At 30.9% G+C, this 21,202-nt stretch carries 20 protein-coding genes; 4 read left to right on the top strand and 16 right to left on the bottom strand.

The window, feature by feature from the left end; all coding sequences use genetic code 11:
• Window positions 1–40: 40 nt before the first annotated feature.
• The 16 genes from BVC87_RS14830 to BVC87_RS14760 all read right to left on the bottom strand — a co-directional run bounded on the left by BVC87_RS14830 (window position 41) and on the right by BVC87_RS14760 (window position 17,428).
• Window positions 41–1,873 carry a cobyrinate a,c-diamide synthase gene (locus BVC87_RS14830; protein ID WP_075343177.1) on the bottom strand — a complete coding sequence of 611 codons (1,833 nt, stop codon included), beginning with the start codon at window positions 1,871–1,873 and terminating at the stop codon, window positions 41–43.
• A 2-nt stretch (window positions 1,874–1,875) separates the two neighbouring features.
• Complete coding sequence (locus BVC87_RS14825; protein ID WP_075343176.1) at window positions 1,876–3,534, bottom strand: AAA family ATPase; 1,659 nt, start codon at window positions 3,532–3,534, stop codon at window positions 1,876–1,878.
• Between the two features lies 1 nt (window position 3,535).
• Window positions 3,536–4,249, bottom strand: coding sequence for a sulfite exporter TauE/SafE family protein (locus BVC87_RS14820; protein WP_075343175.1), 714 nt, complete (start codon window positions 4,247–4,249; stop codon window positions 3,536–3,538).
• Entirely contained in the window at window positions 4,246–5,346 is a 1,101-nt protein-coding gene (locus BVC87_RS23125; RefSeq protein WP_083629511.1) for a cobalt-precorrin-5B (C(1))-methyltransferase, read from the bottom strand. Before BVC87_RS23125 ends, BVC87_RS14820 begins: the two co-directional genes overlap by 4 nt.
• On the bottom strand, window positions 5,339–6,082 hold the full coding sequence (locus BVC87_RS23120; RefSeq protein ID WP_159439365.1) for a precorrin-6A/cobalt-precorrin-6A reductase: 744 nt from the start codon (window positions 6,080–6,082) through the stop codon (window positions 5,339–5,341). Before BVC87_RS23120 ends, BVC87_RS23125 begins: the two co-directional genes overlap by 8 nt.
• 95 nt (window positions 6,083–6,177) lie before the next feature.
• The gene (gene cobM, locus BVC87_RS14810; RefSeq protein ID WP_075343174.1) at window positions 6,178–8,013 is read right to left on the bottom strand and encodes a precorrin-4 C(11)-methyltransferase; all 1,836 of its coding nucleotides are present in this window, start codon (window positions 8,011–8,013) and stop codon (window positions 6,178–6,180) included.
• A 4-nt stretch (window positions 8,014–8,017) separates the two neighbouring features.
• A complete protein-coding gene (locus tag BVC87_RS14805; protein ID WP_075343173.1) occupies window positions 8,018–9,208 on the bottom strand; it encodes a bifunctional cobalt-precorrin-7 (C(5))-methyltransferase/cobalt-precorrin-6B (C(15))-methyltransferase in 1,191 nt (396 codons plus the stop codon).
• A 30-nt stretch (window positions 9,209–9,238) separates the two neighbouring features.
• Window positions 9,239–9,901 (bottom strand): 5,6-dimethylbenzimidazole synthase, encoded by a 663-nt coding sequence (gene bluB, locus BVC87_RS14800; protein WP_075343172.1) that lies wholly within the window; start codon window positions 9,899–9,901, stop codon window positions 9,239–9,241.
• 2 nt (window positions 9,902–9,903) lie between these two features.
• Window positions 9,904–11,271 carry a precorrin-3B C(17)-methyltransferase gene (cobJ, locus tag BVC87_RS14795; protein ID WP_075343171.1) on the bottom strand — a complete coding sequence of 456 codons (1,368 nt, stop codon included), beginning with the start codon at window positions 11,269–11,271 and terminating at the stop codon, window positions 9,904–9,906.
• Window positions 11,264–11,965 (bottom strand): precorrin-2 C(20)-methyltransferase, encoded by a 702-nt coding sequence (cobI, locus tag BVC87_RS14790; protein ID WP_075343170.1) that lies wholly within the window; start codon window positions 11,963–11,965, stop codon window positions 11,264–11,266. The genes cobJ and cobI overlap by 8 nt, the downstream gene beginning before the upstream one ends.
• A gap of 3 nt (window positions 11,966–11,968) precedes the next feature.
• A complete protein-coding gene (locus BVC87_RS14785) occupies window positions 11,969–12,550 on the bottom strand; it encodes a cob(I)yrinic acid a,c-diamide adenosyltransferase (RefSeq protein ID WP_075343169.1) in 582 nt (193 codons plus the stop codon).
• A 3-nt stretch (window positions 12,551–12,553) separates the two neighbouring features.
• A complete protein-coding gene (cobW, locus tag BVC87_RS14780) occupies window positions 12,554–13,636 on the bottom strand; it encodes a cobalamin biosynthesis protein CobW (protein WP_075343168.1) in 1,083 nt (360 codons plus the stop codon).
• A gap of 176 nt (window positions 13,637–13,812) precedes the next feature.
• Window positions 13,813–14,961, bottom strand: coding sequence for a helix-turn-helix domain-containing protein (locus BVC87_RS14775; RefSeq protein ID WP_075343167.1), 1,149 nt, complete (start codon window positions 14,959–14,961; stop codon window positions 13,813–13,815).
• A gap of 165 nt (window positions 14,962–15,126) precedes the next feature.
• Window positions 15,127–15,594: a hypothetical protein gene (locus BVC87_RS14770; protein ID WP_075343166.1), complete on the bottom strand. Its 468-nt coding sequence runs from the start codon at window positions 15,592–15,594 to the stop codon at window positions 15,127–15,129.
• A gap of 147 nt (window positions 15,595–15,741) precedes the next feature.
• On the bottom strand, window positions 15,742–16,425 hold the full coding sequence (locus BVC87_RS14765) for a LytR/AlgR family response regulator transcription factor (RefSeq protein ID WP_075343165.1): 684 nt from the start codon (window positions 16,423–16,425) through the stop codon (window positions 15,742–15,744).
• Window positions 16,426–16,441: 16 nt separating this feature from the next.
• On the bottom strand, window positions 16,442–17,428 hold the full coding sequence (locus BVC87_RS14760; RefSeq protein WP_075343164.1) for a sensor histidine kinase: 987 nt from the start codon (window positions 17,426–17,428) through the stop codon (window positions 16,442–16,444).
• A gap of 193 nt (window positions 17,429–17,621) precedes the next feature.
• On the opposite strand from BVC87_RS14760, the gene BVC87_RS14755 reads away from it, so the two are divergent.
• From BVC87_RS14755 to BVC87_RS14740, 4 genes are all read left to right on the top strand, one after another.
• Window positions 17,622–18,803, top strand: coding sequence for a serine hydrolase domain-containing protein (locus BVC87_RS14755; protein WP_075343163.1), 1,182 nt, complete (start codon window positions 17,622–17,624; stop codon window positions 18,801–18,803).
• Window positions 18,804–19,065: 262 nt separating this feature from the next.
• Complete coding sequence (locus BVC87_RS14750; protein WP_075343162.1) at window positions 19,066–19,650, top strand: TetR/AcrR family transcriptional regulator; 585 nt, start codon at window positions 19,066–19,068, stop codon at window positions 19,648–19,650.
• A gap of 76 nt (window positions 19,651–19,726) precedes the next feature.
• Window positions 19,727–20,092, top strand: a complete 366-nt coding sequence (locus BVC87_RS14745; RefSeq protein WP_075343161.1) for a DsrE family protein — start codon at window positions 19,727–19,729, stop codon at window positions 20,090–20,092.
• A gap of 81 nt (window positions 20,093–20,173) precedes the next feature.
• Window positions 20,174–21,088: a PNPOx family protein gene (locus BVC87_RS14740; protein WP_083629507.1), complete on the top strand. Its 915-nt coding sequence runs from the start codon at window positions 20,174–20,176 to the stop codon at window positions 21,086–21,088.
• Window positions 21,089–21,202 lie beyond the last annotated feature (114 nt).

Here is a 21,202-nt window from a genome sequence, read left to right as displayed (position 1 = left end):
TGCTTTGTTTCCAATGAGTTTAAACCCATTGGTTGAACCCTTAGTTATCTTCTTGGATGTGAAGTGCCTCAATGAACTCACTCATTTCTTCTCCCCAACGTGCTTCGTGTTTGTAATGATTATTTTTGATGTAATTCGTGACTCTTTCTATTGAGCCATCTGTTTTTGAAATTCTTTTTCTATGAAATTTTTGTACCCAAACTTTTTGTATTCCTTTTTCCCATTCTTTAAATCGCTGAAATTTATACGAAGTGTATCCTTTTATATTTTTTATCTGAGTGGTGAGTGCTTCTTCATTTTCTGCCCTCAATAAAATGTGAATATGATCTGGTAAAATATTAAAACAAACGGTATCTACATCATATCTTTTAAATGCTTCTTTGAATAAAGTCATCATCTTTTTTAAATCATCTTCTTCAAAAATTAAAGCATCTAAATTTCTTATAAAACTAGAGGTATTATATTTTACCATTCTATCAGAAATTCGTGATTTTGCAGTAGCAAAGGTTACGAAATAGTATTCTTTATCAAGGGGATTAATCCCCTTGGAAAACCCATTGGGTTTAGTCAACCAATTAAAGTTTCCTGCTCCCCAATACAAATGAATATAACTTGCCATTACATTTTTGTATGAAAATACTTTAGTTGTTATTTCTTTTTCTCTTGCTGTATAAATTTTTGCTATTGAATCGTATTTGTCATGAATCATCGAGGAATAATGAAATTCGTGTCCCCAAATCGTTTCGTCTTCAAAAACAACTTTTCTATATCCTAAATGCAGTTTCTTTTGTTCCATTGTTGTACTAAAATCAAAAACTCCTATCATATTATAAGCAATTCCTTCTGCATTAATAATTTGATTTCCTAAGTACATCATTCCCCCACATTCTGCTAAAATTTTAATCCCATTTTCAGCAGCGTTTTTTAAAGCTGTTTTCATTTCAGCATTCGAACTTAATTCATCTAAGTATAATTCTGGATAACCTCCTGCTAAATAAATAATATCAGCCTCTGGTAATTTCGTATCGTGGATTGGACTAAAAAACGTTACGTCGCCTAACTGCTTTAAATAAGCTAAGTTTTCAACATAAGTAAATGTGAAAGCTTCATCTTTAGCTACAGCTATCTTTAATTTAGTTTCTATTTTCTCTTCAAACCCAATGGGATTAATCCCATTGGTCAAACTTTCTACTTTAGTTTTTTTAATCGAGGTCGCAATATTTAAAAGTTCATGTATATTAGTATGTGTACCAATATGACTTGCTGCTCTTTCTATTAACTCTTCGAATTTATCTTCAATATGTAAACCTAAATGCCTCGAAGGAATTTTAATATCGTCGTTTGGAGGAATGTATCCTAAAGAAGGAATTCCGACGGTTTCGCAAGCTTCTTTTAAAAATGTATAATGTGATTCTGTTTTCACAAAATTGAACAAAACTCCTGCTATTTTAACTTCAGGATCAAACGATTTTAATCCATGTAAAATAGGTGCTATTGTATAGGCCATTGCCTTAGCATTCACTACTAAAATAACTGGAATATTAAGTTTCTTTGCCAATTCAGCTGAACTTCCTTGATCTTTAACTGCTCCATCAAACAATCCCATTACTCCTTCTACAATAGAAATATCAGCTTCATTAGTATATTTTGTGAATACTTCTTGAATGTGTGTATCTGACATCAATACACTATCTAAGTTGATACTTGGTCTTTTAGCTGCTCTGGAATGATGCATTGTATCTATATAATCTGGTCCGCATTTAAAAGTTTGTACTTTATAGTTCTTATTACTAAAGTAACGTGCTAAACCAAGTGTAATCGTTGTTTTTCCAGAATTGCTCCAAGGAGCTGCTATTAAAAATGCCTTTGCCATAATTATAATGAGGAAAAAGGTACATATCGTAAATTTAAAACTTCTGCCAATCGCTTTGCTCTACCTAATTTCACAAAACCATTTTCTGTATCTACAATGGTGGTATTTGATAATTTAGACAAATACATTTTGTAATTTTTCACCGCAAAATCAAATGGATTTTCGTGACCTGCATTAATCTTTCCATCTGTTAACACAAATAGTTGTACTGTTTTAGTATTTATTGATTTCAACAACTCAAATACTTTTAAAAAAGCACTTCCTAAGTTTGTTTTGCCTCCAGCTCTCAATTGGTAACTGGCTTCATGTATTCGCTTACTATCTGTAGTAAAATATTGTAAAATTTTTGCTGATGAATTTTCTAAAACCACAATAGCGTATTCTATCTTTTTTGCTGGATAAGAAGCTATTGTTTTTTGAACAATTCCTTTAATACATCCTAATTGTTTATCAACTGCCATAGAAGCACTGGTATCTAATAAAAAAACAATTTTAGCTGATGCTTTTTCAGAAATCTGTTGATATATCTTAGTAAACTTCTGTGTTATAATGTAGTTTTTAACTGTCTTTACTAAAGCTATACGATCTGCTTCTTTAGCTATATATGGACTCTTTATGAGTTCATTATTTGTTGGTAGTGCGACTACTTTTTTTTTTGAGGCTTGAGGAATAGAAAATTGTAATCCGTTTTTAATTTGTTCTGGAAGTTGGAACGAATTTGATCCTTGTTGAGGTTCTGTATTTTCTTTCTTCTCTTCTTCTTTTGAATTTTGCTCAGTTGAGTTCTCTTTTTCCTTTGGAGGAGTAAAATCACTACTCCTATGTGCTAAAACAAAAGGTGCTATTTTATATAACATTGCTTCTGTAGTTTCTCTTTCTCCTAATAAAGCTGCATAAGCTCTAGTAGTTTTTAATAAAAGTATATCTGCTCTCAATCCTTCTACATTAGCTTCAACAGTTAATTTAGCAGCTTCATTCTGTACTTTTTCTGATAATACTACGTCTACTAATTTATTTTTTGCTGAAATAATTTGTGCTTTTAATACTGCTTCTTCTTCTTTTAGTTTTTCGTAAAACTCAGTAGCATTCGTATCAAAATTTAAACGTTGTAATGCTATTTTTTTTCGAAGCGTAATATCTTTTGGTGTTGAAATAGCAACAGTTAATCCGAATCTATCTTTTAGTTGTGGACGTAATTCTCCTTCTTCAGGATTCATTGTACCAACTAAACAAAATCTGCTATCTAGCCATTCTGAAATTCCTTCTCTTTCTAGATGATATCCACCAGATGCAGCAGCATCTAACAACACATCCATTAAATAGTCATTCAACAAGTTGATTTCATCTATATATAAAAATCCTTGATGTGATTTTGCTAATAAACCTTTATCTACAATAGTTTTTTTCTGATTAATAAGTGCTTCTAAATTCACACTTCCTAATACACGATCTTCGGTTGCTCCAATAGGCAAGTTTACAAAAGGAAAATCTTCTCCCATTAATTGACTTAATGCTCTAACTGTAGTTGTTTTTCCGGTTCCTTTATCTCCAGTAGCTAAAACTCCTCCAATAGTTGGGTCTATTAGATTCAGTAGTAAGCATAATTTAAAATCATCTTGACTGACAATTGCTGTAAATGGAAAATTAATTTTGTTTTGCATACTAACCTAATAAAGTTTTATACATCCAAATACCTCCAATTATTATTGATATAATTCCTATTGATGCATTTAACCATTTAAAAATTGACATGTTGCGTTCTATAAATCTACTCATCGTAAAAATAAGTACATAACTATAGGCAGCCATGGCAAAAATAACTCCCAAAGATTCTATAACTAAAATCCAAATAGCTTCTGTTATTGTGCTTGCACTTATTACCAAAGCAGATGTTAATGCTCCACCTGTTCCTGCTAAACCATGTAACATACCAATCCAAAAAGATCTATTGATTGGATTCATTGCTATTTCCTCTCCAGATTTCCCATGTAAGTGAATCATATTATTCGGATCATGTTCGTGTTCTTCAATCTTTTTATGATCCGACATCATATCTTTTAATTTATGATTTCTTCTGATCGCTGTAATTCCTAACCAAATCATAATTGGTCCGACTGCTAATTCAGCAAAATATGAGATATCTTCAATAAATGATAACAATACCGATCTGAATAACAATGCTATCCCTCCAAAAAGTAATAAAGTAACAGAATGTCCAAAAGCCCATTGTGAAGCTGTAAAAACAGTTTTTAAAGTTACTTTTTTCTTATTGATTGCGTTTTCCGCAGCTAATACTGAAACGGCAGAAACGTGATCTGGTTCAAAAGAATGTAAAACTCCTGCGATTAATGGACGTGTAAAGTTAAAAAAACTCATACTTTTTTATAGGATATAACTTGGTTGTTGTTGTTTATTAAATACAAATTCAATGTCACATTTGGCGCAATTTTATAACAATGCTCGTAACATTTTTGAAGTAACATTTGATAAAAAGGTTCTTCTGCATCAAAAGTAAAGATTTCTTGTAACCTACCTGCCATATTTAGTGCTAAAACCTTACTAGAAATTTCTTCATTGTAACCTGAATCTAATGCTAGTTTGTAAATAAAGTTTTTATCCCAAGTTGTTTTGTTACTATGTGTGTTTGTATAACCTTTAGCTAACTTAGAAGCTTTACCTAACATGATTCCCATATTCACAACTTTTATGGCTTTCTCTTTGTGAATTTTCTCAAAAGTTTCTTGAATCCAATTTCCATAATGAATACAAGCTACTTCAGGAAAATCAGGAAAAATACTTCGAAGTGCTTTTTCACTTCTTGCCCCAGAGTTAATGAGTAACTCCGTTTCGTTATTCGCTATAGCTACATCAATTCCTTGCTGAATACTTGCTATGTATGAAGCGGCTGAAAACGGAGTTACGATACCAGAAGTTCCTAAAATTGAAATCCCATGTAAAATTCCTAAACGACTATTTAAAGTTCTCTTCGCTAACTTTTCTCCGTCTTTTACAGAAATCTCAATAGTGACTCCTTTATCCGTAAGATTATAATCTGATAACATTTTATGACAAACTGTAGTCATCATTTTTCTAGGAACTGGATTAATTGCTGGTTCTCCGACAGCAATTTCTAATCCAGGTAAAGTTACCAAACCAACACCTTCTCCCCTTTTAAAAATAATTTCCTTTGTTGTATTGAATGAAACTGTAGCTGTAATTTCTGCTAGATGTGTAACATCAGGGTCATCACCTGCATCTTTAACAGTAGTAATTACGCTTCTTTCTTTAGAAATTATAGCATCTTTTAAATAAAATGTTGCTGTTTCTCCTACAGGAAGCATTACTGAAACTTTCTCCTGTTTCTTTTGAGAGATTAAACCTAATAAAGCTCCTTTTACACAAGCTGTAGCACAAGCTCCTGTTGTATATCCTTTGCGAAGAGGTTTATTGGGTATTTCTTGTAAATCACTCAATATAATCTATAATCTTTTGATGTAATTCTTCAATTGAATTAATACAAAGATACCTATTTGACAACAAAGGCTTTTTTAAAATAACTATTGGAATTTGAGTTTCAAGTGCTGCTGAAATTTTTTGATCTAGTTTTCCATTAACTCCACTTTCCTTAGTAAAAATAGCTTTCGGAGCTAATTCTTTGTATAATAAAACCTCTTCTTTTACATGTTGAGGATAACCATATAATAATTGTTCTGATGGAAAATCAGTTTGCTCTGCAATAGCTCGTGAACTATCTCTATCTAAAATTCGAAACCAAGTTGTATTCGATTTCCAATATGACGTTAATTTATGTATAGTTTGTACTCCTGAAAGTGCCAATAAAGAATCATATTTTTTCTGTTGAAAAACAGCTATTGCTTCTTCAAACGAGCTTACATAAGTTATCAATTCATGATTGATTCTTTTTGTAAACTCTCGTTCAAATCGAATTATCGGAATTGTTATTTCAATAGCAGCAACAGTTTGGTGTAGAACTTCAGCAAAAGGATGCGAAGCATTAACAATACATTTGATCTTATTAGCAATACAAAAGTGCTCTAATTCATACTTTGTTAATGCTCCGTATATCGGAATTCCTTTACCTTTAAATGAAACTTCAGTTTTGGTCGAATAGTAATACGGAATATGAGCTTCATCTAAGAATGATGCTACTTGCTTACCTTCTGTTGTTCCACCAAAAACTAGTATCATAATCAGTTTTATTGTCAATGGGTTGAAACCCATTGGTTACTTCTCCATTGAAACCTATTAGTTTTTTCTTTTCAAGAGGTTAAAACCCCTTAGTTTTATTTCTTGCGGAAGATATGATGCCATTTATCATCATACAACCAAGAACGATTTTTTCTTGCTCCAACTGCTTCTCCAACCACGATTAAAACTGTTCTTGTTAATTTATTTTCTTTAATGATTTGAGTTAATTCCGTAAGTTTTCCGGTCCACACTTGCTCATCTTTCCAACTTACTCTATATAAAACAGCTAAAGGAGTTTCTGGTGGATAATGTTCTAGTAATTCTCCTTGAACTTTCTTTGCAATTCCTGCACTTAGAAAAATACACATTGTCGCACGTAATTTTGCCATATCAGCAATATTCTCGTGCTCTGGAGTTGGTGTATTTCCTTCGCCTCTTGTTAAAATTATAGTTTGTGCTACTTCTGGAATGGTAAATTCTGATTTTAAATATGCAGCTGCTGCTTGGAATGAAGAAATCCCAGGAACGATATAATAATCGTATCCTTTAGCATCAAAAATTGTCATTTGTTCTTGAATCGCTCCATATATTGAAGGATCTCCAGAATGTAAACGAACAATTTTCTTTCCTTGTGCATAATAATCATCTATAATATCGATTTGCTCCTCTAAAGTCATAGAAGCAGAATTTCGAACTAAGGCTCCTTCTTTAGCCATATGAGTTAACTCTTCTGGAACTAAACTACCTGCATATAAAATACAATCTGCAACTTCTAAAATTGCACGACCTTTTAAGGTTAATAAATCAGGATCTCCAGAACCAGCTCCAACAATTGCAATACTTGGTTTTCTAGCAAAATCAGAAACTAGACTAATTGCATAGGTGAATTTTTTACCAGAATCGGTATTTACTTTTGTTTTCTCTACTAACCATTCACTTTCATTAGCGATTAAGGCTGCTGAAGCTTCAGAAACACCATAAACTCCCACTTTTTTCTTTACTACTTCTGATGGATTTGCTACATCGATACTATTGAGTTCATCCCCATTATAGGTAATTAGTGGAATATCTAATTTGGCAACAATATCTAGATAAGCTTGTTCTTCAGCTTTAATATCAGCAGAACCAATAGCCATTACACTTTCAATGGCCACTTGTTGTTTTTGTAGCTCTTCACGTAATATTTTCTCGAATAATTCTGGTTCAATATCCTTAGAACAACCGCTTCCTAATGCAATACATTTCGGATAAAAAGCCAATGTTGGTAAATCTAATTGAATTAACTCGTAACCTACATATAGTAAAGCTTCATGTTTTTCTGTAACCACAGCATCTAAACTATAATAAATGGTCACAAAATCTGGACACGTTTTTTCTAAAAACTCGGTTCCTTTATCTTTTACCTTTAAAACTAAAGCAATTGGTTTTCTATTTACAAATAGAGAAATAATAGCATTTAATTCGGTGTTACACTGCTGACTCCAACCATATTGTTCAGCTAACATATCTAAACTCCATAAATCTTGTAAATCGCTAGAGGTAGAAACAACAGGAGTCGCTTGTAAAATTCTACTGATTTGCGCTGTTAACTCATTCGCTTTACCTACATGTCCGCTTAACACCGACTGTGCAAATTTCCCTTGATCATCGATATTAATTACAGCAGGATCTGTTTTTTTATCTTCAATTACACTTGCAATACTTCGCACACAAATACCTAAAGCTCCAACAAAAAGCCAAGCATCGTATTTCTGAAATGAAGCTTCCATTAACTCCTTTACAGAATCGATCTGTTTTATATCTTTTGTTTCTTCAACTGCTCTTGTTGTAAAAACTTTACTTCTGTAAAACTCATTTTGTAATGTTTTAGCAATTTCTAATCCGTTATCTGTAAAACTGATTATTGCTACTTTTAAAACTTGTTCTGCCATATTCTTATTTCCCTTCTATTTTCACTGCTTTTAATAAGCAAATAGGATTATGTAAATCTAAGGTTAAATTTATCTCTTCTGTTAATTTCCAACCTAAGTTTTTACAGCTTTCTTTAAATGATGTGCTACTAGTTTCTTTTACTGTATTCATCACAATAATAGCATTAGAAGTTGTCACTTTATTAACCTTCATGAGTAACTCTTCTAATCTACCTCCATGTCCACCTATAAAAACTGTATCTGGTTGATTATATATTTCTATATCTTGTTCAAAAAAATCACCTATGACTCCCTGAATTCCTGGAACTCCAAATGTTTTTTGATTCTGATATAGTATTTCTTCGCATTCTTCTCTTTTTTCAAAAGCTACAACTTCTAAATTAGGGTTCTTCAATTTTGCTTCAATAGCAATTGATCCTGTACAGAATCCGATATCCCAAAATACTTTTGCATTTAATATTTCTAGTAGATGTAAAGTCGTTAAACGAATTGGCATCTTAGTAATCATATTGGGTCTACCAGGCAATCCTTTAAAATTTCTATCTTGAATTCCAAAATGCTGTTTTCTTTTCTCTACTCTGTGCAATAACACACAGTTGAGTTTATGATATTCGTAACCTAAAGCTTCTGATAATGTTAAGGTTTGAACTTTTTCTTGTTCTCCTTCTAAATCTTCTCCAATACTTATTTTATAATTTGTAAATCCATATTGAAGTAATCTTTCTGCAATTGCTTTCGGATTTTTATCCGCATCCGTTAACACACCTATTAAACTTTTTTGTTGTATTAATGCTGCATCTAATGCTTTCCAAGTTCTTCCATGAACACTAACCGCTATTAACTCATTACTGTTGGTATTAGTTTTATTGGCTAGCAATTGAATTGAACTAAAATAAGGCTCAGTATGAATTACAGCATTTGGATATTTATTCTGAAGTGTATTTGAAAAACCATAAAATAACGGATTTCCTGAAGCAAAAATGACAACATTGGTTTGTGTATTTTCATACTGCTGAAATACTTTTGACATCGGACTTTTAATGTATATCCATTGGTAGTTTTTGGGAAGTACATCTTTTACCAATTCTAAATGACGTTTACCTCCACTGAAAACAGTAGTATTTTCAATCAACTTCTTTTGTTCTTCTGAAAAAACGGGTTGCTTATTTCCTATACCAATTACGTGAAACGTCATTTTTACTTTTTTAAGACAATGAGTTGAAACTCATTGGTTATTGTACTTTTCTTGAATTACAACTTCGTGCTGAAGTTTTTTATAATCCCACTTTTTAATTTCTAATTCAGGTTTATTATAAAACTTATCTGTATAACCGAAACATAAATATCCAATTAATTGATTTTCGTTAGGAGCATTTAGAATATCTTTCACCTTTTCAGGATCTAAAATACTTACCCAACCCATGCCAATGTTTAGGGACCTTGCCATTAACCACATATTTTGAATCGCACAAACTACGCTGTATTTCCCCATATTAGGCATACTTGTTTGTCCTAATACGGGTTCTTTTTTAGGCTTATAAAACACCGCTATATTTAAAGGAGATTCGGTAATTCCTTCTAATTTTAATCGAATATATTTTTGTTGCTTTTCATCTGAAAACTGAGCTATGGCTTTTTCATTTTCTTCTTGAAATGAACCACGTATCGCTTCTTTAATTTTTTCATCATAAATGATAACAAATTCCCAAGGTTGCGAAAACCCAACAGATGGTGCCGCTAAAGCTGCTTGTAATATCCTATCTACATCCTCTTCTACAATAGGATCTTTCTTAAAATGATTTCCTCTAACATCTCTACGATGTAGTAAGATTTCTTCTAGAATCTGTTGCTCTTCTTCATTAAAAAAACGTTGTGTTTCGTTTTCCATCTTTAGGATAATTCTAGTTTAGAAACGTCATTTAAAGTAAAAGCTGCATTAACAATAGCAGCTGCAAAATTACTTCCACCACGTCGCTCAGTAATTAGCGCAAACGAAGTCTCTTTTTGCATTTTTAAACGTTCTTTAGATTCTATCACATTTATAAATCCTACTGGCGCTCCTACAATTCCTATTGGTTGTATTGTTCCTTCGTGTACTTGATCTACAATTTCAATTAAGGCCGTTGGTGCATTTCCTATTACAAATAATGCATTTGGATATTTTTCCGCAGCACGTTTAATACCAGCTTGAGATCTGGTTAATCCTTCTTCTGCTGCTAACTTTAGTGTTTCTTCATCGTTTAATAAACAAACAATTTCATTGTTATATTTTCCAGTAAAAGCTCTGGTGATTCCAGCTTTTACCATAGTTACATCTGTTACAATTACTCCACCATTCTTCAAATAATTATTCCATTTTTCAATAGCTCCTTTAGAGGTTTCTATGTATTTGATATAATCGAAATCTCCCGAAGTATGAATACAACGAATTGCTGCCCATAAATGATCTTTATCTAGATTATTCTCTGGTAAATTTTCTACAATTTCTCTAAAGCTTGCATCCTGAATTTCTTGTCCAGTTTCAGGTTTTCTATTTAAATATCCTCTTGGCGTAATTAAATGGTCTCTATATCTAAATGTTTGACTATTTCCTATCAAAACAACACTAAACATATCTACATCTTCTATGTTTAATTCACCTAAGGTTGTAATTTGTATGTTTTCTTCAGTTCTTCCTAATTGCTTACAAATGGCAACTGGAGTTGATGCTTCTCTATGCTCTAAATAGATATTCTTTAAAGTTTGTAATTGCCAATATCTCTTCTTACTTCTTGGGTTATATAAACCTGTAACAAAATCTCCTTGAGCTGCCGCTTTTATTCTCTTTTCAATAGTTGTCCAAGGTGTCATTAAATCAGAAAGAGAAATACAACAAAAATCATGACCTAAAATTGCTCCTAGTTTACTTCCTGCTGTTATAAATGCTGAAATACCTGGAACAGTTTCGACTGGAATTTCTAATTGTTGTTCTGCAACTTTCTGATATACTATCGAAGCCATTGCATAAATACTAGCATCTCCTGAACCAATAACAATAACATTTTCTCCTTTCTGAGCATATTCAATTGCTATTTCAGCTCTTTTTTCTTCTTCACTCAACTCTTTTCCAATACAAACTGCATTTGGGTCTATTACATGTTGAATGAATTGAAAATAGTAATGATACCCAATAATTACTGTTGCTTTTGTAATTGCTTCTGCAGCCATAGGAATCATATATTGTTGATGTCCTGGACCTATTCCAACAACTTTAATCATTTCTTTTGTTGTTTTTTATAATTAAAAGAGAGAAATACGGTATTTCTCTCTCTGAAATTTCTTGTAAGTTCGTAGTTATATATTCTTGATTTGTTCCTAAACGTTCACAATAGTAAAATTGCCATGTTTGTGCTTTCAATTGGTCATAAAAATGTTTCCAACTTGTTTTTACTTTCATTAATACCAAAGTATCTACACTATTAAAGTATGTTGTTATTTCTTCAATAGTTTTTACTCTTGGTACTATGGCGATTTTGTCGTTTAAAAGACTTAATGGTATTTGATGCTTCGCTGCTCCTAAACTAAATGAATTAATTCCTGGTATTAACGAAATAGGCACATTTAATTCTTGCAAATGTTCCATTATGTATGTGAAAGAAGCATATAAACTTAAATCTCCTTCACAAACAATAGCTACTTTCTTTCCTTTAGTAGCTAATTTCTGAATTTCAAAAGCTGTAGTTTCATAAACTTTTTTTGATTGTGATCTGTTATCGGACATTTCTAAATAGAAGCCTCTAAGATCTTTATCTTTTAAGTTATGATATTCTAGTAACGAATAAACGAAACTCTTTTGCTCCCCCTTAAATGTTGAACCTGGATAAAATATAACATCACTTTCTTGTAAAATACGTAATGCTTTTATGGTTAACAATTCAGGATCACCTGGACCTAAAGCCACTCCATATACCATAGGTTACTTTTTCTTCTTTCGTTTATAAAGAAATAATTGCCATTTTTCTTCAGCTACACCTTCTTTATCCATTTCTGCTCTAGACATTGTGAAAAATAAATCAGATAATCTATTTACATATGCCATTATATATTCTTCTACACTATCTGGGTCTTCTTGCATTAAAGTAACCAAAGTACGTTCTCCTCTACGGATTTGAGTTCTACATACATGACATAAAGCAGAAATTTCGTTTCCTCCTGGTAAAATAAAATAATCTGAAGGTGAACTAATACTTGCTTCTAAAGCATCTAACCACTCTTCACAGAAATCTGCGCCATCAATTGGTTTTGGATTTGGATTTTCTTTTTTAGAATCTGATGGACGTGCTAAATGAGACATCATATCCATCATGTCTTTTTGAATACGATGTAAATTAGTTTGCCATTCGTGTTCTGGTCCTAATTTTGCTCTTAATAAACCGATCGTAGAATTCACCTCATCTAAAGTTCCAATGCATTCAATTCTTGCTGAATTTTTATACGTACGTTTTCCTCCAAAAACTCCAGTTTTTCCTGCATCTCCTTTTCTAGTATATATCTTCATTTATTAAGCTATTACAGTTAATTTATTTTCGATTGCTTTCTCTAAATCGCTTTCAACTAATTGTTCTCCAATAATTACTAAACGAGTTCCTCTAGTTTCTCCATCTTTCCATTTTCTATCGAAATAATTTTCAAATCTACTTGCCACACCTTGTACAATCATACGCATTGGTTTGTTTGGTACATCTATAAAACCTTTAATTCTATAAATTTCAAATTCCGCAACAAGCTCTTCTAAAGCTTTTATTAATTGCTTTGGTGTATGTGGTACTTTAACCGATAATACTAATGAATTAATTGTATCATCATGATCGTGATCATGGTGGTGATGGTCATGATCGTGGTCGTGATGATGATGGTGATGCGCTTCGTGATGTGAATGTTTTTCTTCAATAAAATCTTCAGACTTTGCATCTAAACCTAATAAAACATCAACAGGAATATCTCCCTTTACACCTGAAATAATTTTTATTTGATTTCCAATTTTCTTTTGAATAATATCTCTGACTTCATTGAATTTTTCACCGTCAACTAAGTCCGACTTAGTCATAATAACCAAGTCTGCACATGATAATTGATCTTCGAATAATTCTTCAATTGAAGACTCATGATCTAAACTATCATCTGCTAAACGTTGCTCTTGAACTTTCGCTCTATCACAAATTTCTCCAGTAGCTTGTCCTACACTATCCACAACAGTAACAACTGCATCTACCGTAATTTGTGGTTTTAAATCTGGCCAATTAAATGCCCTAACTAATGGCTTTGGTAAAGCTAACCCTGATGTTTCTATAATAATATGATCAATTTGATCTTTACGCTCCATTAACTGAAGCATTGTTGGTAAAAACTCTTCTTGTACAGTACAACAAAGACAACCATTACTTAATTCTAAAATATTCTCTTCTTCACATCCACAATCGTTTCCTTTTAGAATTTCTCCATCCATTCCTAATTCACCGAATTCATTTACGATTATAGCCAAACGTCTACCGTTCGCATTTTTTGCTATTTGATGAATCAATGTTGTTTTACCTGATCCTAGAAACCCGGTAATTATGGTTACTGGTATTTTATTTGTAAGCATGATGTCTCTGATTTATTTGAGTCAAAAATACGGGTTTTATATTTTTTTAAAACGATAATTGGCTGAATGATGTTTCTTTAAAAGAAACAAAGCCCTCTAAGGATTAAAACAGAGTACAAATTCAATCAATTGAGATTGGCTATTTTAAATAACATGATTTTTTACACCACTTATTTCTATGCGCTCATTTTCTGCTTTATATATTGAGTGGGGGTAATTAATGTTATTGATTTGAATATTCTATTAAAAGAAGCTTTACTATTAAAACCAGCACTTTGAGCTACTGCTAATAGTGTTAAGTTTTTATTTTCTTTTTTTAATATTTCTTTTTTAAACTCTTCTACCCTATACTGATTCACAAAATTGTAAAAATTGATATTGAACTCTTTGTTGATAATTTTTGATAGATAATTTGGTGTGACTCCTAACATTATAGCCAACTCATGAGATTTTAATTCAGGATTTAAATACGGTTTATTTTCTTCCATAAAAAGAGAAAGCTTATTTAAAAAATCATGGTCAATACTATATGTTTGTTTATCATCTATTCCGCTAACTTTGCTCGTTTTTTTTATAGATAATTGATAGAACACTTGGTCTGGATTTACTATCGTCTGAAAAATATAATATTGAGTTAGAATTGATAATAATAAATTGGTTATGATTTCTCCTTCCCCTGGGCTCCATCCCAATACGGTAACTGCCCCTAGACGTCCAACATCAATCAATATTAATGTCAAATAAATAAAAGTGAATTTTTTCAACCATGAAAGATACTCTATATCCGTACTTGAAAAATCATTCTTTAAGTTTCGATCTGTTTTTAAAATTAAAAGTAAACTAACTATTAAATAAACAATTAAAATAAAATTAGGGATAGAAAACGTTATAAATTCAGTGAAACCAATTGTATATTCACCAAACCATAAATTTGTTAATACATTAACTTTTTCATCAAAAGATAAAGGAAAAAACCATTTTATTTGATGAAATCCCCATACCAAAGGAATTAAATGTAACACATGGTTGACTTTAAACTTAAAATCTTTATATAACAATAATTGTATGTAAAAATAGTATACAGGACCTGCGATAAACACAAAAGGGTAAATTACTAAGGTAAATAGAGGGATATGTTTATACAAGCTACTAAACATAAACAAATTAGTAAAACACCCTAATGTGTTAAGCAATACAATTGCTACTAAAAATAGATTGGCTATTTTTTTACCTTTTTTAATTACAAGAAGCGCAATAATAAACAAAATAGCTATGATTATTGTCGCTCCTAAAAAGGCTAATTCTATGAGTCTTATTTCATCCATTTAATTCTGAGATATCTCACAATCCATATATTGAAATTAAAATAAAAACATACGGATTGTATTAAAATAGTATTCTAAATATACTATTTCAAAAAATTAAATTTCTAATACTTTTTTAACTTTCACTTCTCTTAAATAACAATAGCTACATCATTTCAATTGGGGTTATTTAAAAAATTCTATTTCACCTGAATGATCACCTTCACAATCATTTCCTGTTAATTTAAGCTTTAATCGATTATTTTGAGTATGGTTACCTGTAGCTACAAATTCACCTGTACAATTTGGTATTTGATCTACCCATTTAAATGTTACTTTTCCATTTTCTATTTTTATTGTTATAGGACCATCTCCATTATTTCCTGAAGTATTACAACAACTTGTATAGTTTTCTGAAATAAATAGCGAGCCACTATATTCTGTCTTTGAAACTTTTTTAATTGTAGCAGTAATTTTTAAATCGGTATATACTGATCCATTAGTTGCCGTTGAATTCCATAATCCTTTATAGTTTCCTTCTTCTAAAAGAAATGTTTCATTTCCGTTTCCAGGATCTTCTACAGTATCAGAATCATTATTGTTGCTACAACAAAGAAATACAGTAATCAATAGCAAGTACATTACATTTTTCATTCTATTATAATTTATAAGGTTTATTCTAACAAAATTATAAGCTATAATAACTTAGGGTAGTATTACAAGTACATAAAAAGGCTCAGTTCCTAAAATTGAGACGTATTTCTTTATAAAATTAACCTGTAATGATTAAAATAGTTTTCTCTATATATTCACTTTTTCAAAAACAACAACTTTATACATTGCGCTTACGGGTACTTTTTTGTCTTCAATTACTAAATGTACTCGGGTTGCTTTTGTTACTCTGTCTAAATTGGCTATATAAGATTTATGTGTACGTTGAAAGTTTTCAGGTAATCTTTTGGTTATATTAATTAATGTCTCTGAAATTAGGTACATTCTTGAATCTGTAAATATTTTTAAATAATTCCCAAAACTTTGAATATATAAAATTGATTTTAATGGAATATTAGTTAGCAAACCATCATATTTTATTTGAAGCTCTTCCTTTTTGCTGTCTTTTTTAGGTGCCACTATTTTTGAAGCTGAAATTTTGTTGATTGCTTTTAAAAACCGCTCTAGTTTTATTGGTTTTAATAGATAATCAACTACCCCGTAATCATAACTTTCTAAGGCATACTCAGAATATGCAGTGGTTAAAATAACTTTTGGAGCATTTATCATAGATCGTAAAATTTCCAATCCATTAAGTTCTGGCATTTCAATATCGAGAAAAACAAGATCAACATCATGTTCCTGAACGAAATTGATAAACTCTAATGGGTTGCTGGTATTTAGTATAATTTTAAAATTATTTATTTTGGAACAATATTCTTCAAGTACTTTACGTGCCAATAGTTCATCATCTACAATGCCTATTTTAATCATCGTCAATTATTAATCTTTACTTTATTAAATCAATAGTTAAATTTACACTATATACCTTTTCCTTATCTTTAATTTCTAATACATACATGCCTGGATATAATAGTTGTAAACGTCTTTTTACATTTTCAAGTCCTATTCCTTTTCTTTTTGATTCAAAAACTACAGAAGGTTTTGAATTTACAATATTAAAATAAAGTTTATTATCTTTTACTGTAGCTCCTATGTCAATTGTACTTGACTCATTTGTAGCTTGAGCACCATGTTTAATTGCATTTTCTACAAACGGAATCAATAACATTGGTGCTATAATGAAATCCGATGTATCGCCTTCAATTAAAAACTCAATTGCACAACGTTTACTGAGTCTTTTTTCTTCAAGTAACACGTAATTTTCAATAAACTCCAACTCTTTTCTCAATAATACGCTGTTATTTTTAGCACTCTCTAATTGGTATCTCATCAATTCTGATAACTGCATTACTACATCGGGAGTTTCTTCTGATTGTTGTCTAGAAAGCGCATAAATACTATTTAGTGAATTGAATAAAAAATGTGGATTTACCTGTTCTTTTAAGTAATTAAGTTCTAATTCTCTTTGTAATTTTTCTTTCTCATTATTCTTTCTCTGTATACGCATATTTCTTCTTAAAAAGAAAGCTGCCATACCTGTCCCTGTGGTATAAAGATAAAAGAAGAATAGTTTAGAAATATGTCCCCAATCTCCTCCACGAGCTTTTATATATGAGCCTAAAAAAATAATTCCAATAAGAGATACAGCATATAAAAAATAATAGCTTTTATCTAATAAAAATGGAATTAAAAGAAAATGATTGACCCAAATAATACTCATAATGTATATTGTATAATTTAAGCTATGGAAGAAAAAGGAATAATCAGGACCTATTTTGTCTTTGACAATCCATATACTCAATATCTCAAGTACCAATACTAACAAGAAAGCTCCTAAGTTGGTTAGTATTGTATTTCTTAAAGATTTTCCCATAAACCCTTTTATTTTAAGTCATGTAAAAGTAATACGATTATACACAAACTCCGATAATTTCTTACCAAATGCAGATATCAATGATTAAGTGATTTCATCATTTAATTATTGTGTTTATCCTGTTTAAAAAAATAGACACAGACTATCATATACTTTTATAAAACAGTAATACATAAACATTTTATATAAAAAGATGAAAAACAAAACTGAAATATTATTTCTATTAATCCTATTAGTACTAATTCATAAAAGTTTTGCACAACAAAACAGTACTAAACTACCTGAAGCTACTATTGCTGAAACTACAATGTCATTTTGGGATCTTCCTCATCTCAAAAAACCGTATATCAGCGTTTCTCCAACAGATAGAAAAGATGGTGTAAAAGTTGGAAAATTAAAGGTAGAAAGTAACCATATGGACTCAATTTTAAAGTTATCTAAAGATATTTTTCTTGATAAACACGGTAATTATGATGCTTTATTAATTTCACATAAAAACAAATTAGTTTTTGAATCCTATTATAAAAAGGGGCGCATTAATCTATCACACGGACAAGCATCAGCTGTTAAAGCTTATACAAGTTTAATACTTGGAAGAGTGATTCAATTAGGTTATTTAACTATAGAAGATCTTAACAAACCCATAATAAATTTTTTAAAAGATGTAGATCCAAAAAAATTAACTGAAGGAGCTGAAAAAATAACGCTTCATAAAGCATTGACAATGCATGGAGGACTAACTATAGACTCTAACAAATGGAAAGAAATTGAAAAAGATTCTACTCGATTAAAAGGTCAAGGTTTAGTCCAAACTCTTCTAGAACATAGTACTCCTATTACTTCTGAATCTCAAACCTATCTGTATGGTAATTTCAATCCAATGCTAGTGATGACTGTAATTGACGCTGTGGTACCTGGAACTGCTAAAGATTTTATCAAAAAAGAATTACTTAATAAGTTAGACATTACAAATTATAAATGGTCAACTCATGTTAGTGGATTACCACAAGCAGGATGGCGTGTAAGTTTAATGGCACGTGATATGCTCAAATTAGGAAGTTTGGTTCAAAATAAAGGAAAATGGAAAGGCGAACAGCTTATCTCTCAAGAATACATTAGTATTGCTACTAAAGGTATTGTTAAGCCTACTCAAGATTGGATGCCAGAAGCATATCGCTATGGATATTTTTGGTATCAAACACTAATAACTGTAGGTTCTAAAAGTTATGATACTACGTTTGCTTGGGGAGGTGGTGGACAACGTGTGATAGTGATTCAAGAACTTCAGTTAGTTATTGTAATCTCTGGTCATGATAGAGACGATAAAATAATGCCTTACATTTCTAAAATAATCATACCTGCTTTTGTTAAATAAGAATTTACTTTTCTAGAGCACTGACAGTTTGGTTTAATGTTTCTAATCCGAAAAATTATTTATGAGAATAAACTGAATTATAAGTTAAAAAACATATACTTCAGTTTATTTCTTCTTTACGGTTAAACTTTACATAAAAAGCCTACAAACACAGCTAGACTTCTTCAATGCACATTCTAAGTGAAATAAAATTAAAAACAATCATTATAATTCTGTAACAATCATTACAAATTAATATATTTGTATTAAATTAAAAGTTATAATGGCTGGTAGACCTAAACATTTTCAAGAAGACGAATTAATATCTAAAGCAACAAATGTGTTCTGGAAAAAAGGATATACAGCAGCTTCAGCACAAGATTTAATGCAAGCCATGGAAATTGGGCAAGGTAGTTTTTATCGAACATTTTCAGGAGGTAAAAAAGAACTATATCAGAAATCGTTAAAGAAGTTTTTAAATGAATCTATTACATTATTCTATCAAAAACTAGAGGAAACCGAAAATCCTATACAATTTATAAAAGACTTTTTCTATAGGCTTCCTACGTATTCCTCGGGTGAAAAAGATAATGGGTGTTATCTTGGAAATGCTATTGTTGAACTCAGCAATATAGATGAAGAAACTCGATGCATTGCAGCAAATCAACTCAATAAACTTCAGGAAGGTTTTAAAAAAGCATTATACCTAGCTAAAGAAAAAGGAATCTTGGCGAAAGAAAAGTCTCCTGAACTTATAGCTTTACATCTTATAAACTTATGGAATGGTATTAACATTACCCAAAGAATTAACCCAAACAACGATGAAATTATTGAACTATTAAACTTAAATCTTAGCTTATTAGATTAATTTTTTTCTTCAATATTGTAATGATTGTTACAATATTGAAACTAACTATAAAATATGAACGATAAACACATTAAAAATGAGTAAAACAGCAATAGTTATTTTATCAGACCCTAAAGGTGAAACAGACGAGTCTACAGCTAGACTATTAAACGGACTTGCCGCAGCTTACGACTACAAAGAAGCTGGAGTAGAAGTTAAAATCATTTTTCAAGGTACAGGTACTAGATGGCCGGAATTACTTCAAAAAGAAGCTCACATAGCCAACAAATTATATAAAACCCTAGAAGAAAATATTGAAGGTGTATCATCGGCCTGCTCAAAGGTTTGGGGAGCAAATCCATCTGGATTAGATTTAATCACGAACAACCCAATACCTAATACACCTGGCCTATCAAGCTTTGTGCAATTAGAAAAAGATGGCTTTAATGTACTTCTATTCTAATCCAAAATCTAAAAAAGGCTATTGTTTTATTTTAAATAAAAACAATAGCCTTAATTATTTAAACTAAAAATTTAGATACTTATGAATGCTAAATATCACAAAGGAGAACTAGAACTACAACAAAGATTTGGCGAAACAACTATGGCTAAAAGAGTTGGTAGAATAATTAGTAATAAAATTATACCTGGAGCGATTCCCTTTATAGAAAATCAGCCTTTTGCTATCTTGAGTAGTACAGATTCCAATGATGATAATTGGTGCTCTATACTCATTGGAGAAGATGGATGGATTAGTGCTACTGAAGAAGGAAAAATTCATTTTGATTTAGATAAAATATATAGCCCTAAAACTGATCTATTTTTTAACAACATCATTGAGAGCCATCAAGTAGGTATGATTGTTATTGATTTAAGTACACGCAGAAGATATCGAATCAATGGTCGGGTACTGTTAAATAATTCTCATCTTGAACTTACTATAGAAGAAGCTTACCCTAACTGTCCTAAATATATCCAAAGAAGGATATCCAATTTTAATAACCAAGATAATACACAACCAACTATCAGTAAAGGAAACTCTTTAGATGAAAAGCAAAAAAGATGGATTACACAATCTGATACTTTTTTTGTGGGTAGTCAATCTAGTTCAGGTTTTTTAGATGTAAATCATAGAGGCGGTAATCCAGGATTCATTGAAATATTAGAGAATGGTGATTTAAAAATCCCTGATTATGTTGGGAATAATATGTATAATACACTGGGCAACTTTGTAGAAAACCCTAAAGCAGGTCTGCTCTTTTTTGATTTTGATAAGGGCAGTATTTTACAACTTACAGGAAGTACTTCCTTTTTATTTGATCAATTTTCAGATCTAGATAATGCAAAAACTATGGAAACTGGAAGGTATTGGTTATTTACACCAGAAAAATGGATACAAACTGATCAATATCACAATATCAATTGGGAACTTTTAGATAATTCTCCATTTAATCCTTAAAAGTTTACTTATTTCAGGACGAGACATAAAAAACAAAAAAGCCTTACTAAAACTAGTAAGGCTTATTGTGATCGCGACAGGATTCGAACCTGTGCTTTTATTCTTAGTATTTAT

Origin of the sequence: Tenacibaculum agarivorans (assembly GCF_001936575.1) — a bacterium.
Classification (GTDB): domain Bacteria; phylum Bacteroidota; class Bacteroidia; order Flavobacteriales; family Flavobacteriaceae; genus Polaribacter; species Polaribacter agarivorans.
This window is presented reverse-complemented; position numbering and strand designations above follow the sequence as displayed.

Coding starts and splice junctions, on each gene's coding strand:
- cobM (WP_075343174.1), bottom strand. CDS start 8,013: ATGGCAGAACAAGTTTTAAAAGTAGCAATAATCAGTTTTACAGATAAC.
- cobI (WP_075343170.1), bottom strand. CDS start 11,965: ATGGTATATGGAGTGGCTTTAGGTCCAGGTGATCCTGAATTGTTAACC.
- cobJ (WP_075343171.1), bottom strand. CDS start 11,271: ATGATTAAAGTTGTTGGAATAGGTCCAGGACATCAACAATATATGATT.
- BVC87_RS14765 (WP_075343165.1), bottom strand. CDS start 16,425: ATGATTAAAATAGGCATTGTAGATGATGAACTATTGGCACGTAAAGTA.
- BVC87_RS14740 (WP_083629507.1), top strand. CDS start 20,174: ATGAATGCTAAATATCACAAAGGAGAACTAGAACTACAACAAAGATTT.
- BVC87_RS14770 (WP_075343166.1), bottom strand. CDS start 15,594: ATGAAAAATGTAATGTACTTGCTATTGATTACTGTATTTCTTTGTTGT.
- BVC87_RS14750 (WP_075343162.1), top strand. CDS start 19,066: ATGGCTGGTAGACCTAAACATTTTCAAGAAGACGAATTAATATCTAAA.
- cobW (WP_075343168.1), bottom strand. CDS start 13,636: ATGCTTACAAATAAAATACCAGTAACCATAATTACCGGGTTTCTAGGA.
- BVC87_RS14775 (WP_075343167.1), bottom strand. CDS start 14,961: ATGGATGAAATAAGACTCATAGAATTAGCCTTTTTAGGAGCGACAATA.
- bluB (WP_075343172.1), bottom strand. CDS start 9,901: ATGGAAAACGAAACACAACGTTTTTTTAATGAAGAAGAGCAACAGATT.
- BVC87_RS14785 (WP_075343169.1), bottom strand. CDS start 12,550: ATGAAGATATATACTAGAAAAGGAGATGCAGGAAAAACTGGAGTTTTT.
- BVC87_RS14830 (WP_075343177.1), bottom strand. CDS start 1,873: ATGGCAAAGGCATTTTTAATAGCAGCTCCTTGGAGCAATTCTGGAAAA.
- BVC87_RS14825 (WP_075343176.1), bottom strand. CDS start 3,534: ATGCAAAACAAAATTAATTTTCCATTTACAGCAATTGTCAGTCAAGAT.
- BVC87_RS14820 (WP_075343175.1), bottom strand. CDS start 4,249: ATGAGTTTTTTTAACTTTACACGTCCATTAATCGCAGGAGTTTTACAT.
- BVC87_RS14805 (WP_075343173.1), bottom strand. CDS start 9,208: ATGACGTTTCACGTAATTGGTATAGGAAATAAGCAACCCGTTTTTTCA.
- BVC87_RS14755 (WP_075343163.1), top strand. CDS start 17,622: ATGAAAAACAAAACTGAAATATTATTTCTATTAATCCTATTAGTACTA.
- BVC87_RS23120 (WP_159439365.1), bottom strand. CDS start 6,082: ATGATACTAGTTTTTGGTGGAACAACAGAAGGTAAGCAAGTAGCATCA.
- BVC87_RS14745 (WP_075343161.1), top strand. CDS start 19,727: ATGAGTAAAACAGCAATAGTTATTTTATCAGACCCTAAAGGTGAAACA.
- BVC87_RS14760 (WP_075343164.1), bottom strand. CDS start 17,428: ATGGGAAAATCTTTAAGAAATACAATACTAACCAACTTAGGAGCTTTC.